This window comes from Burkholderia anthina (assembly GCF_902498995.1).
GTDB lineage: Bacteria > Pseudomonadota > Gammaproteobacteria > Burkholderiales > Burkholderiaceae > Burkholderia > Burkholderia anthina.
In genome coordinates this window covers 38580-52641 of record NZ_CABVLY010000002.1, presented here as the reverse complement: position 1 = coordinate 52641, position 14062 = coordinate 38580, and the positions used below count along the sequence as shown (strand labels likewise).

General features: G+C 67.6%; 6 protein-coding genes. 2 read left to right on the top strand and 4 right to left on the bottom strand.

Translation table 11 applies throughout. From position 1 onward, the window contains the following. Window positions 1-74: 74 nt before the first annotated feature. On the top strand, window positions 75-3071 hold the full coding sequence (locus BME24068_RS03040; RefSeq protein WP_174925106.1) for a hybrid sensor histidine kinase/response regulator: 2997 nt from the start codon (window positions 75-77) through the stop codon (window positions 3069-3071). 126 nt (window positions 3072-3197) lie between these two features. Here BME24068_RS03040 and BME24068_RS03035 read toward each other — a convergent pair whose 3' ends face one another. From BME24068_RS03035 to BME24068_RS03020, 4 genes are all read right to left on the bottom strand, one after another. Then, window positions 3198-6254 carry a GLUG motif-containing protein gene (locus BME24068_RS03035; RefSeq protein WP_174925105.1) on the bottom strand — a complete coding sequence of 1019 codons (3057 nt, stop codon included), beginning with the start codon at window positions 6252-6254 and terminating at the stop codon, window positions 3198-3200. Window positions 6255-6428: 174 nt separating this feature from the next. Continuing rightward, complete coding sequence (locus BME24068_RS03030; protein WP_239007619.1) at window positions 6429-9932, bottom strand: GLUG motif-containing protein; 3504 nt, start codon at window positions 9930-9932, stop codon at window positions 6429-6431. An 82-nt stretch (window positions 9933-10014) separates the two neighbouring features. After that, window positions 10015-11577: a ShlB/FhaC/HecB family hemolysin secretion/activation protein gene (locus BME24068_RS03025; RefSeq protein WP_174925104.1), complete on the bottom strand. Its 1563-nt coding sequence runs from the start codon at window positions 11575-11577 to the stop codon at window positions 10015-10017. A gap of 657 nt (window positions 11578-12234) precedes the next feature. After that, window positions 12235-13251, bottom strand: a complete 1017-nt coding sequence (locus tag BME24068_RS03020; RefSeq protein ID WP_096500637.1) for a 1-aminocyclopropane-1-carboxylate deaminase — start codon at window positions 13249-13251, stop codon at window positions 12235-12237. Between the two features lie 191 nt (window positions 13252-13442). Between BME24068_RS03020 and BME24068_RS03015 the strand changes: the two genes are divergently transcribed. Then, a complete protein-coding gene (locus BME24068_RS03015) occupies window positions 13443-13943 on the top strand; it encodes an Lrp/AsnC family transcriptional regulator (protein ID WP_096500635.1) in 501 nt (166 codons plus the stop codon). Window positions 13944-14062 lie beyond the last annotated feature (119 nt).

The following is a 14062-nucleotide window of genomic DNA, read 5'->3' as shown; positions in this document are numbered from 1 at the left end:
CGATGCGTGACCCCTATCCGTTTCCGGCGGCGAGCAGCGGCCGGCCGCGCACCCTTCGGCGCCGACGATAATCCATGCCCGCCAAACTGAAGCGATTCGCCACCCAGGCGGCCGCTGCCGGCCGCAAGCCGTTCGATCCCGGCCGCGTGCGTCGTCAGCAACAACTCCTGTTGTATGGCGGCGGTATCGCGGTCACGCTGTTCATTCTGATTTGCGCCGCACTCGTCGTGCGGCTCGACGTGCAGGAGTATCGCTCGCAGGAGCGTTCGACATTCCTGCAACGGGAAGCGCGGTTCAATACGAGCCTGAGCGCGGCCGACACGGCGTTGATGACCTACGGGGACACGATGGAGCAGCTCTGGAATCAGGGCGCGCAACCGTCGCCCTCCGTACTGGAGGCATTCTCGGCCGCGGGCGGTGTGCTGGCCCCGCGCAACGGCAGCGCGTCGATGCTCGCGTTGGGCAGCATTGAGCCGGATCACCCTGCCGCATCGTACTCGCGATATCTCGGTGTGCTGGTTGGTCTCGCTGCGCGGGGCGGTCGGTCGCCGTCGCCATCGCCGACCGAGGTTGACGCCGAGCCGGTCGGCGGATATCTGATCGGGCTCGACCGCCCGTTTGTCGCCGTGCTGGGGGCGCCGCTCGTTGCGCGCGCACGTGCGCTTGCGCCGGGTACGGATTCCAAAGCGCTGATCGCGCAGTTGATGCCGACCGGGGCCGCGAAGCGCAAGCCGGGCGCGCAGAACCGCTCGTTCATGCTCGACCGCCGTTTCGACCCGTTTTCCGGCCGGACCGTCGTGCGGTACGCCCGCCGGCTGGACGACGCCGACGGGCGGCCGTTCGGGTGGTTCGTCGTCAACGGGTTGTATCGGGTCGACGACATGCTGATGCCGCGTTCCGACGACGAGGACATCGCGGTCGTCGATGCGCGCGGGAACATCGTCGTCGGGCGGCAGCGCGACCCGGCGATGATCGGGCGCGCGCTGCGCGACGCGCGTGATCCGCTCGGCGAACACGTGGTCGTGCGGCGGATCGGCACGAATTTCATCATCAGCGATCGCCTGCCCGATACCAGCCTCGTCATCATGACGACCTTCTCGTGGCGCAGCCTGGCGAGGGCGACGATCGTCGGCGTGAGCATCACGCTCGGCGCTGCGCTGTTCGGCCTCACGCTGCTCTGGTCGACGATCGTCCTGTTCGATCGTCGCGCGTTGCGTCCGGCGAACCGGCGCGCGATCCGCCTGATCGAGAGCGAGGCGTTCAACCGGACGCTGATCCGCCATGCGCCGGCCGGGTTGTTGCTGCTGTCGGTGGCGGACGGCGAGACGATGGTGCGCAACGACGCCGTGCTCGCATACGGCGGCGGCGGGGCCGGTTTGCCGCTGGGAAAGCGCATCTGGCAGACTTACCGCGAACGCCAGGCGGACGGCGACGATCGGCGCGGCGTCTTGCAGCAGGAACTGGCGATCGCGCGCGAGGATCATGGCACGGCCTACCTGACGGCTCATGTCGTGCGAACCAAGTTCCGTGGCGTCGACGTGCTGCTCTGCACGCTGACCGACATCACTGCACGCAAGCTGACGGAAGACAAGCTGCGCGAGGCCCGGGAGGCGGCGGACGATGCGAACAAGGCGAAATCGACGTTCCTTGCGACGATGAGCCACGAGATCCGCACGCCGCTCAACGCGATCGTCGGCAATCTCGAACTGATGGCGCGGGCGGCGTTGCCCGCGGCGGAACAGCGCCGGCTGCAGACGGTCGTGTCGTCGTCGGATGCGCTGCTGCGCGTGATCAACGACGTTCTCGATCTGTCGAAGGTGGAATCCAACCAGATGGTGCTGGAGGCCGTGCCGTTCGACCTGCGTGCGGTGCTGCGCGACGTCGCGGCGATCTTCCGCCCGCTCGCCGACGCGAAGCAACTCGTACTCGAATGCCGGATCGCACCCGAACTCGCCGACGGTTACGTCGGCGACCCGACCCGCCTGCGCCAGATCGTGTCGAATCTCGTCAGCAACGCGATCAAGTTTACCGAACACGGCAGCGTGACGATCGAAGCGCGGCAGCCCGTTGCCGGAGATCGCGCGCACGGCGTCGAAATCGCGGTGCGCGATACCGGTATCGGTATCGCGCCGGAGAGTCTGCCGGCGCTGTTCGACGTGTACGTCCAGACCGATGCGTCGATCTACCGGCGCTTTGGCGGCACGGGGCTCGGGCTGCCGCTGTGCCGGCGCCTCGCGCGATTGATGCACGGCGATCTGACGGTCGAGAGCCGGCCGGGCGTGGGCACGACGCTGGTGGCATCGCTGCCGATGCCCGACGCGCCGTCCGCGTGGCGCGTCGCGCTCGACGAGCCGGAGTCCGGGATCCCGGTACCGCCGGCCTGCGATGCCGGCGATGCGCCGCTACGCGTGCTCGTTGCCGAGGATCATCCGGCGAGCCGCGCATTGCTGCGCGATCAGCTCGAGGCGCTGCATTGCAGCGCGACGCTCGTCGCGAACGGAATCGAAGCGATGCGCGCATTCTTTACTCAGCCGTTCGACGTCGTGTTGACCGATCTCGGCATGCCGGAACTCGACGGTTTCGCGCTCGCGAATTTCCTGCGCGAGCAGGGCGCGAACGTGCCGGTGATTGCGATGACCGCGCATGCGACCGACGAGGACCGGCGCCGCTGCGCGCAGGTCGGGGCGGTGGAGGTCGTGCTCAAGCCGTTGTCGATCGATGCGCTCGACGCGGTATTGCGCCGGCATGGGGGGCGTGGCGCGGAAGCGGGGGAAGCAGGAGCCGGCACGCGGGAGAATGCGCCTGCCGTCACCGATGAAATCCGGCGGACCCTGCGCGAGGCAACGCTGAGCTCGCTCGACGCGCTCGATGCGGCGCTGTCGGGCGGCGACGCAGATGCGATGGCGGCGGAACTGCACTCGATGCGCGGCGGTTTCGCGATGGCCGACAATCCGCGGGCACGGGATGCCTGCGCGGCCATGGAGCATGTGTTGCACGAAGGCGGAGCCGAAGCGTTGAGGGAACGCTGGCCTGCTTTCCGGAACGCGATTGCACGCGAACTGGAGCCCTGAACCCGCGTGTGCGTCGATGCGGCCGGCACGCGCGCCGCACGTGCCGGCCGTGATCCTTCATTTTCGGCCCCCGCGCTTGAAACGAGCGGGGGCCGTCATGCCGAACCCTGCGGGTTCAACGCACCCTTACCAGTTGGCGGGACCGTAGCGCCACTGCCCGTCGATCTTGCCGAAACTCATGCCGACCGTGGCGTACGACTGGTCCGGGCCGCTGGCCGAGCTGGCTTCGATGTGGCCGCTGTCCGTATTCAGCCCGACCAGGCGCCCCTGGAAAAACGGACCGTAGGTCGGTGCCACGAGGTTCAGGCGGCTGCTCGACGTCGAGGCCCGGATTGTTCCGGCGTTTTCACCGACCAGGCCGCCCAGGTTCGACCGGTCGCCGGCAATCGTGCCGGTGGACGATGCATCGTCGATGAGGGCGCCTTTGTCGTTCAGGCCGGCCAGACCGCCGACGCTCGAGCCGTCGGCCGCCGCACTGCCCGACGCCTGCGCGTGGCGAACGATCGCGTCGTTGCCGCGGTTCGTGCCGACCAGTCCGCCGACGCGGCTACCGTTGCCGGCCGTCACGTCGACCGCGGCTTGCACGGTGTCCAGCACCCCCGAGTTTTGCCCGACGAGCCCGCCGACGTCGCTCGCGTCGCGCGCGTCGACCCTGCCTGCGGCGCGCGCGTTCGACACGGTGCCGTCGTTCGTGCCGACAAGCCCGCCAGCATGGCTGTTGCGACCGGCCGTCACCGTGGCCGTTGCATGCGCGTTGCGGATCGTGCCGCGGTTCGCGCCGGCCAGGCCGCCCACATGGCCGCTCGCGAGGTCGGTCACGTCGCCGGTCGAGCGCACGTCGTCCAGCGTGCCGCGTGCGTTTTCACCGACGAGACCGCCGATCGCCATCGCACCGGCGGCCGTGACCGAACCGGATGCGGACGCGTTTGCGATCGTGCCGCCGTCGCGGTTCTTGCCGACGAGGCCGCCGACATACCCGCCTCTGCCTGCCGTGACCGTGGCGGAGGTCGACGCATCGCGAATCGTGCCGTAGTTGATCCCGACGAGTCCGCCGGCGCTCGTGTCGTCGCGACCGGACACGCGTCCGCCGCTCGACACTCGAACGATCAGGCCGCCGTTGGTCCCGACGAGTCCGCCGACGCTCTGCACCTCACGGTTGAACTGCGGGTCGAACGGGCTGCCGGGTCGGCCCGACAACGTGACGTCGGCGAAGGCCTCGCTGTCGGCGATCGTGCCGGCGTTGGCGCCGACCAGGCCACCTACGGAGACGGTGTTGTTGCTGCCGGATACCCGCCCGGTGAAGCTCGCGCGTTCGATCGTGCCGAGGTTCCGGCCGACGAGGCCGCCCATCTGGACTGCGTCCCTGCCGTTGTACGAGACGCTCATGTTCTTCGCGGTGACGTTGGTGATGCGTCCGCCCAGGTTGTCGCCGACGAGCCCGCCGACGAACGCGGCGCGGCCGGCCGAGGTACCGTCGACGACGAGCGAATCGAGCGTCAGGTTCGCCAGGTGGCCGCTGCTTTGCCCGAACAAGCCGATGTTCGGGCCGGTATTGGTGATCGACAGCCTGCTGATCGTGTTGCCGAGGCCGTCGAACACGCCGTGGAACGCACGATCGCTGCCGATGCTGCGGAAGCTCGCGTTTGCGCCGTCGATCGTGTTGCCGATCACGTAGCGGCCGCCCAGGTTCGCATCGACGTTACGCAGGTCGGCGACCGTGTGCAGCACCGTGTAATCCTCGCCGTTCGAGCGGAACGATGCGTTGGCGCCGGACAGCGTCACGACGGCATTGCGGTTCGAGAGCGTATGACCGTTCTTCGCATTGAGCTCGAGGTGCGCGTTGCGGCCGGTGAGCTTGACCGCATCGTCGATGCGGATCTTTCCGGCGGCATTGATGTTCAGGCTGGCGTTCGCGCCGGTGGACGACAACGTTTGCGTCAGATCGACGTTGCCGTTTTGCGAAGTCAGCGTGAGCGTACGATCGCTGTTCCAGGCGACGGGGCCGGCGACGGAGAGATCGCCGCGGGTGTTGGCGAGCGCGACGTTGGTGGTACCGAGGTTGTGCGACAGCGTGTCGGCATCGATCGACGCGTCGACCGGATAGAGGCTGTCGGCGTTGTTGTTTGCGACGCCGGCGTTGGCGGCCTCGAGGGTCCAGGTGCCGGCCGTATCGCCCGCACGCGTGTCGACCGTGGTGCCGCGTGCGACACGAACCTGCTCGCCGCGCGTGACGACCGAGCCGGCCGGTGCGCCGGCTTCGGCCGCGCTCGCGTCGAGCGTGCCGGCGACCTTGACGGTGCCGCCATCGAGCGTGATCTTGCCGGCGTGGTTGGCGAGCCCCTTCGCCTCGATCGTGCCGGTGTTGTTGACGACGGCGTTCAGCAGGTTGCCCGCTGCGCGCGCGGTCATCAGCACTTCGCCGCCGTCGGCCTTGAGCAGGCCGCCGTTGCTGGCCTGCGCATCGACCGCGCCGCCTTCGACCTGCAGGCTGAGCAGGTCGTTGCCGTCGAAGTTGACCTTGAACGTATTGCCTGCGCCGAGCGCGATACGGCCCATCTTCGCCTGGATCACGCCGTTGTTGGATACGCGCGCGCCGAGCAGCGCGACGCTGCCGCCGTCGTCGGCGGCGATGTGGCCGTCGTTGACGATCGACGCGGTAGAGTTGCCCGAGAAGCGGTAGTTACCTGCGAGGAAGTCGGCATCGGCGATGTTCTGCGTGGACGCGACGAGGCCGCCGACGTTGATCTGCGCGCCGGAGCCGAACAGCACGCCGTTGGGGTTGACGAGGAAAACCTTGCCGTTGGCGTCGAGCTGGCCGTGAATCTGGCTGCCGTTGTTGCCGACCACGCGGTTCAGCGCGATCGACGTGGTGCCGGGCTGATGGAACGACACGCGCTCGTTGCCGGCGATGTTGAAGTCGTTCCAGTTGGTGATGAGCTTGTCGGTGTGCTGGTTGATGGACATCGACTTGCCGTCGTTTTCGCGAACGATGTCGGCTTTGCCGGCGGCGATGTTCTCGCCGGTGGGCAGCGCGAAGGCGGGCAGCGAGGTGAAGCCGAGCAGCGAGAGGGCGGCGGCGACGCGCTTGGCGCTGCCGGGCTTGGTGCGGCGGCGCGCGGTTTCCCCGACGGCGCTCCAGCATCCCTGGGTCTGGTTCCAGATCAATGCATAGGTCTTGTTCATCGTTTCGTTATCCAGATTGATTTTCGTGAGCCGGCCGACCGTGACGGCTGGTCGGCCGGAGGGGGCGACCGACGGCCTCGCGGCCGCCGGCAGCGAGCGGTCGGACCGCTCGCAGCAGGCGACGGAATCCGGCCTGCCGTTCAGGCGGCGGAGCCGGAGCCGTCCGGGTTCACGTCAGGGCTTCACCTGACCGTAGTTCACGCCGACCAGTGCGCCGTAGGATTGGTCGTAGCCCGGCTTCACATCGACGCGGCTGGTGCTCGACGAGCCGTAGACGAAACCGAAATTGCCGCCGACGAGCCCGCCCAGCCGCGCGTACCGGCCGCCGGATACGGTGCCGCTCGACGACGAGGCCGTGATGATGCCGCCGTTGCTGCCGACGAGGCCGCCGACGTAGCTGGCGTCGCCGCCCTTGACGGAACCCGTCGCGCGCGACTGGTCGACTGTCCCGGTCAGGCTGCCGACGAGGCCGCCGACCTTGCCCTGCATGCCGGCTTCGACGTCGCCCGACGCCGTTGACCGTGCGATGGTCCCGTTCTCGTTGCTGCCGACCAGGCCGCCGGCCGACGAGAAGTCGCCCGCCTTCACCGCGCCCGTCGCGCGGGAATCTGCGATCGTCCCGCTGTTACGGCCCGCGAGGCCGCCGGCGTAGCTCGATTGCCCGGCCAATACCTTGCCGTTGGCGCTCGACGTGCGGACGAGGCCCTGGTTGAGCCCCACGAGGCCGCCCGCCGTGCTGGCGTTCCGGACGGTGACGGTGCCCGATGCGTTGGAGGAATCCAGCGTACCGGTGTTGATCCCGGCAAAGCCGCCCGCCGTGCCGTTGTCGCCCGCGGCCACGTCGCCGGATGCGTCGGATGCCTCGATCGTGCCGGCATTCGTGCCGACGAAGCCGCCGACCGTGCTGTTGTGGTCGCCGGCCACGTTGCCGCTGGCGAGGGACGTCTCGATGAAGCCGTCGTTCGCGCCGGCAAAGCCGCCGAGCGTCGATTTGCCCGTGGCCCGCACGTGACCTTGCGCGTCGGATGCATGGATGCGGCCCGTCTTGCCGTTGCGCCCGGCGAAGCCGCCGGCGACGCTGTCGGCGCCCGCGACGACGTTGCCCGTCGCGGTCGACCCGTCGATGTCGCCGTCGTTGTAGCCGGCGAAGCCGCCGGCTACCGCGTTGCTGCCCGCCGTCACGTTGCCGTTGGCCTGCGACTTCATGATCCGGCCGCTGTTGGTGCCGACGAGCCCGCCGATCGTGCTCGAGGCGGCTGCGAACACGTCGCCGTCGGCCGTGGACGCGTCGATCTGACCCAGGTTCACGCCCGCGAGGCCGCCGGCGACGCTGCGTTCACCGACGCTCACCTTGCCGCTGGCGCGCGAATCCGTGATGGTGGCCAGGTTGAGGCCGACGAGCCCGCCTGCGATGGCGTTGTTGCGCGCAGTCACGCTTGCGGACGACGACGACTGCTTGATGATGCCGTTGCCGTCGTTGAAGCCGACGAGCCCGCCGACCATCGGGCTGGCGCCCGTCGCGTTGATGCGCCCCGCGCTCGACGAGCGCTCGATCAAGCCGGTGTTGTGCCCGACCAGGCCGCCGGTGGGGCCGTCGTGCGCGGCGTTCACCTCGACGTCGGCGTGGCTGTCGCGGATGGTGGCCGTCACCGGAGGCTGGTCCAGCAGCGTCAGGTTTTCACCCACGAGGCCGCCGATCGACTGCGCGTAGCGATCGCCGTCGATGCGGCCGGTGACCTTCGCGTGCTCGATCGTGCCGCCATAGTTGGAGCCGACGAGACCGCCGATGATTGCCGAGCCCGTGGCCGAGACCGTGACGTTGTTGGCCGTCACGTTCGAGATCACGCCCGAGTTGCTGCCGGCGAGCGTGCCGATCGAAGTCAGCCAATACGGCTGACCCGATGCGGTCGTCACGATGTCACGCAGGTTGAGGTTGGCGATGCGGCCGGCGTTGTGCGAGAACAGGCCGACGTTCGACTGGCCCGGGTTGGAGATGCGCAGGCGCTCGATCGTGTTGCCGAGGCCGTCGAATACGCCGTAGAACGATTGGTTGCCGCCGATGCTGCGGAAGCTCGTATTCGCGCCGTCGATCGTGTTGCCGATCACGTAGCGGCCGCCGCGGTTTGCATCGACGTTACGCAGGTCGGCCACGGTATGGAGAACCTTGTAGTCCTCGCCGTTCGAGCGGAACGATGCGTTGTCGCCGGACAGCGTCACGGCAGCGTTGTTGTTCAGCGTATGGCCGTTCTTCGAATTGAGTTCGAGGTGCGCGTTGCGGCCGGTGAGCTTGACTGCATCGTTGATGCGGATCTTGTCGGCGGCGTTGACGTTCAGGTTGGCATTCGCGCCAGTGGCCGACAGCGTCTGCTGCAGATCGACGTTGCCCTTCTGCGACGTGAGCGTGAGCGCGCGATCGCCGTTCCATGACACCGGGCCGCCGACCGTCAGGTCGCCTTGCGTGTTCGTCAGTGCGACGCTGGTCGTGCCGAGGTTGCGCGACAGCGTGTCGGCGCCGATCGAACGATCGCCGTTCACGCCGGCATTGGCGGCTTCGATGGACCAGGTGCCGGCGGTGCCGCCTGCACGCGTGTCGACGCGCGTGTCGGCGGCGACGTCGACGCGCTCGCCGCGCGTGACGACCGAGCCGGCCGGTGCGCCGGTTTCGGCCGCGCTCGTGTCGAGCGTGCCGGCGACCTTGACGGTGCCGCCGTCGAGCGTGATCTTGCCGGCGCGGCTGGCGAGGCCCTTCGCCTCGATCGTGCCGGTGTTGTTGACGACGGCGTTCAGCAGGTTGCCCGCTGCGCGCGCGGTCATCAGCACTTCGCCGCCGTCGGCCTTGAGCAGGCCGCCGTTGCTGGCCTGCGCATCGACCGCGCCGCCTTCGACCTGCAGGCTGAGGAGATCGTTGCCGTCGAAGTTGACCTTGAACGTATTGCCTGCGCCGAGCGCGATGCGCCCCATCTTCGCCTGGATCACGCCGTTGTTGGATACGCGCGCACCGAGCAGCGCGACGCTGCCGCCGTCGTCGGCGGCGATGTGGCCGTCGTTGACGATCGACGCGGTGGAGTTGCCCGAGAAGCGGTAGTTACCTGCGAGGAAGTCCGCGTCGGCGATGTTCTGGGTGGACGCGACGAGGCCGCCGACGTTGATCTGTGCGCCGGAGCCGAACAGCACGCCGTTGGGGTTGACGAGGAAAACCTTGCCGTTGGCGTCGAGCTGGCCGTGAATCTGGCTGCCGTTGTTGCCGATCACGCGGTTCAGCGCGATCGACGTGGTGCCGGGCTGATGGAACGACACGCGCTCGTTGCCGGCGATGCTGAAGTCGTTCCAGTTGGTGATGAGCTTGTCGGTGTGCTGGTTGATGGACATCGACTTGCCGTCGTTTTCGCGAACGATGTCGGCCTTGCCGGCGGCGATGTTCTCGCCGGTGGGCAGCGCGAAGGCGGGCAGCGAGGTGAAGCCGAGCAGCGAGAGGGTGGCGGCGATGCGCTTGGCGCTGCCGGGCTTGGTGCGGCGGCGCGCGGTTTCCCCAACGGCGCTCCAGCATCCCTGGGTCTGGTTCCAGACCAGTGCGTAGGTCTTGTTCATGAAATGATGTTCCTCAGGAAAACTACAGGGTGACCACTTCGTATTGATACGTATACCTAACGAAGATGGGAAATCGGAAAGACGCGACATGCGCGCTTCCGACGGTGCGGGTGGCTATGCCACCCATGCTGCTTGCGCCCCGACATGTGGCGGGCCGCAGGTCGGCCGCCGCTCAGAAATACTGTGCGGCCTGAAACCAGATGCTTGGCGAACGCGTGGCCGACGCGACCGGGTCGGTGTAGCCGACCGGCAGCGCGGCGGTGACGCTGGCCTGACGACGCGTGCCGAACCAGCTCGCCCCGATGCCGAGCGACGACAATTGCACGGTGTTGCGCTCGCGCGACCATCGCTGCTTGCTGAGCTGAATGCGTCCCGTGTCGGCGAATGCGCTCAGTTGCCAGCCGGGCGCGACGAGATGGCGCAGTTCGGCCGTGGCTTGCCAACCCTGATCGCCGCTGCCGGCGCCGAGTGCGAATGCACGCACGCCGTACGGGCCGCCGAGACTGAATTTTTCGGATGCGTCGAGATTGCGCGACGACAGTTGCGCACTGAGCTGGATATAGAGCTGCAATCGCGAGCCGAGCGCCTGGAGCCGCAGCGCGCTGACATTCAGCTTCGCGAACTGGCCTTGCGTATGCACGTAGTAGTCCATGTCGAACGGATCGTTGCCGCTCAGATGGCCGATGCCGAGCGTGGCGGAGAAGCCGCTTCTGCCGCCGCCGCCGAAAGTGTCCTGCTGGTTGCCGCTCACACCGAACGACCACAGATCGACGGTCTTGTCGTTGACCACGTCGAACGCGCCGTACACGTCGCGCAGATGCTTGTTTTCGTAGACGACCTGCGCGTCGAGGCTCGCGCGCCTGCTGCGCAGTAGCGGCTGCGTGACGAACGCGGAGCGAACGTCGGCACCGCCGTGGTAGCGCAGGTCCTTGAGGTCGCGGCCGATCCGGTAGTCCATGTCGGAATATGCGATGCCGATGCGGGTCGATGCGGGGCCGACGGGCAGTTGATACGACGCGCGGTAATAGCGCTGATTCGTGTTGCTCGTCAGTCCGCGCAGCGAGAAGCGGTCGCCGACCCGCAGCGGCGCATTGACGTCGACGCTGCCGGTCGCGCGATAGCGGCCCGTCAGCGGATCGCCGAAGTTGTCGAGTTCGATCGAGCCGGTGGCGAAGCGACCGCGTTCGGCATCGATCACGAGGTCGGTCGTGCCAGGTTCGGCGCCGGGCCGCAGCGTGCCCTTCGCATCGACGCCGGGGATCTCGTTCAGCAGCATGAGGCTGCGCTCGAGACGGTTGCCGTGCGCGATTTCGCCGGGCTGCAGCGACGCCAGCGGTTGACGCAGCGCGCGGTCCAGCACGCGCGTGCGGTTGTGCAATTCGATCTGTCCGTAGCGGCCTTCGACGACGGCGATGCGCACGATGCCGTGTTCGATGTCCTGGCGGGGAAGATACGCGCGGGCGAGGACGTAGCCGTGTTCGCGGTAGTACGTCGTGATCCGGTTGGCGGCCTGTTGAAGATCGCCGAAGCTCAGTTCGCCGCCGACCAGATCGCCGAGCAGCGGGGCGAGCCGCGCGGCGGGAATGGCCGCATTGCCTTCGATGGCGAATGCGCTGACCGTGACGCGCGGGCCTGCTTCATCGGGCGACGCAGGGGCGGGTTCGGCGGGCGCGATGTCGATTTGCGGGGCGGTGGCGGCCGGCAGCGACGGCCGCACGGTCTCGATGTCGCGCATCGATTGTCCGGCGCCGGGTATCGGCTGCGCATGGACCAGGCCGGGCAGGAGCAGCGCCGCGGCGAAGCACCAGGGGCGCGGTAACGCGGCCCGCCGTGTGCGGGCGCTGGTGTGCGGGTCGCGAGGCGCGTGCGGCGTGACGACGGTTGCCGGTTGCGGCATCGCCGGCAAACCGGAGACGGCGGTCGACGTGCCGGCGATCGCCGGCACGTGAGTGCGACGGATGAATTGAATATTCCACCCCGGATCGGAAAATATGGACCGGTCTCAAACGTTTGCGCCGGCTCGTTGATATAGCCGGGGATATTACGAAACGGTTGCGGGTGTGGATATTGAACAAGTACGAGCGCGCATGCGAGAACACTCTGTCTTGCACGATTTTGGGCGCGATGTGCGTTCGCTGCATGAATTGTCGTATCAGCGCGCTACGCAAAACCGTCGATTGCCGTCACGATGCCGGCCGGCGCGGCTTGCGCACCTGCGATTCGGGGCGCGGCCGATGACGTCCGGATGCAGCGGAGAGATGGAATAGCCGGCCGGGCTGCGCATGGCATGCCGAATCGCAAATGACCGCGGCCCGATGCGGACAATCGCCGCCCGGGCCGGCTTTACCTCACGGCGCGCATGAACGCGCGCCGGGCCGATATCGACCGGACATCAGCCGTTGCGGAAGATCTCCGAGTACGCGCTCAACGCGGGCACCCCGCCGAGATGCGCATAGAGCACCTTCGATCCCGGCTCGAATTCGCCGAGGCGCACCTTGTCGATCATTCCGTGCATCGATTTCCCTTCGTAGACGGGGTCGGTCAGCATGCCTTCCAGCCGTGCGCACAGACGAATCGCGTCCAGCGTGCCGTCGTTCGGCAGCCCGTATTCAGGCCCGGCATAGCGCGTGTCGAGCACCACATCCTTTTCGTCGATGTCGCGGCCGAGGCCCACTAGTTCGGCCGTATGCCGCGCGATGCGCGTGATCTGTTCGTGCGTGCGTTCGGGCGTCGCCGACGCGTCGATGCCGATCACGCGATCCGCGCGCCCGTCGGCCGCGAAGCCGACGACCATCCCTGCCTGCGTGCTGCCCGTGACCGAGCAGACCACGACGTAATCGAACTTGAACCCGAGTTGCGCTTCCTGCTCGCGCACTTCTTCCGCGAAGCCGACGAACCCGAGGCCGCCGAGCGGATGTTCGGAACACCCGGCCGGAATCGGATACGGCTTGCCGCCGGCCTGCCGCACGCCCTCCATCGCTTCTTCCCAGCTGCGGCGAATGCCGATGTCGAAGCCGTCCGACACGAGCCGCACGTCGGCGCCCATCATCCGCGACAGCTGGATATTGCCGACGCGGTCGTACACCGGATCTTCGTAGTTGACCCAGTGCTCCTGCACGAGCACGCACTTCATCCCGAGATGCGCGGCGACGGCCGCGACCTGGCGGGTCTGGTTCGACTGCACGCCGCCGATCGACACGAGCGTGTCGGCGCCTTGCGCGAGCGCGTCGGGGACGAGGTATTCGAGCTTGCGCGTCTTGTTGCCGCCGAACGCGAGGCCGCTGTTGCAGTCCTCGCGCTTCGCATACAGCTCGACCTTGCCGCCGAGATGCGCGCTCAGGCGCTTGAGCGGCTGGATCGGCGTCGGGCCGAACGTGAGCGGATAACGGGGGAAACGTTGCAGATTCATCGACAAGCTCCGAAGGGCGGTGGGCGGGAAACCGGATCGGTCGGGCGCGGCGTGCGGCCCGTGTTCCGATGGAAAAATGATAGGCAGGACCGCGAGAAATGAGCTTGCGAAATAAATCGTGAAGACCTACGTTATCGATGTGGTATGAATGAATGGAATAATTTTGATTCGTGAAATCGACAGGAGGCGCAATGAAATTAGATCGCGGTAACGCGGCGCCGGCCGACGCCGCGCCGGCGCTCGATCGCATCGACCGCGCGATCCTGCGGCAACTGCAGCAGGACGCGTCGATCTCGAACGTGAGCCTCGCCGCGAAGGTGAAGCTGAGCGCGCCGGCGTGCCTGCGGCGCGTCGAGCGATTGAAGGAAACGGGGCTGATCCGCGGCATCGTCGCGCTGCTCGATCCGAAGCCGCTCGGCGCCGGGATGCTGGTCGTGATCGGCTTCGTGCTCGATCGTTCGACGCCGGAGGCGTTCGCCGAATTCGAGAAGGCCGCGCAGAAAGTGTCGGGATGCGTCGAATGCCACGTGGTGACCGGCGAGTTCGACTACTTCATGCTGGTGCGCACGCGCGACAACGAGAGCTTCAACCGGCTGCACGCCGATCAACTGCTGTACCTGCCCGGGGTGCGGCAGGTGCGCTCGTTCATGGTGCTCAAGGAGATTCTGTCGACGCATGCGCTGCCGTTGTAGCGCGTGGTGATGGGGCAGGGCTTGTCAGCCGTTGTGCACGGCGCGACGCGTGCCGCGCCTGTGATTTTTATTTGCCGCATGTGACGGCGGTATTGTTCCAACCTTCCGCACGCGCTGGA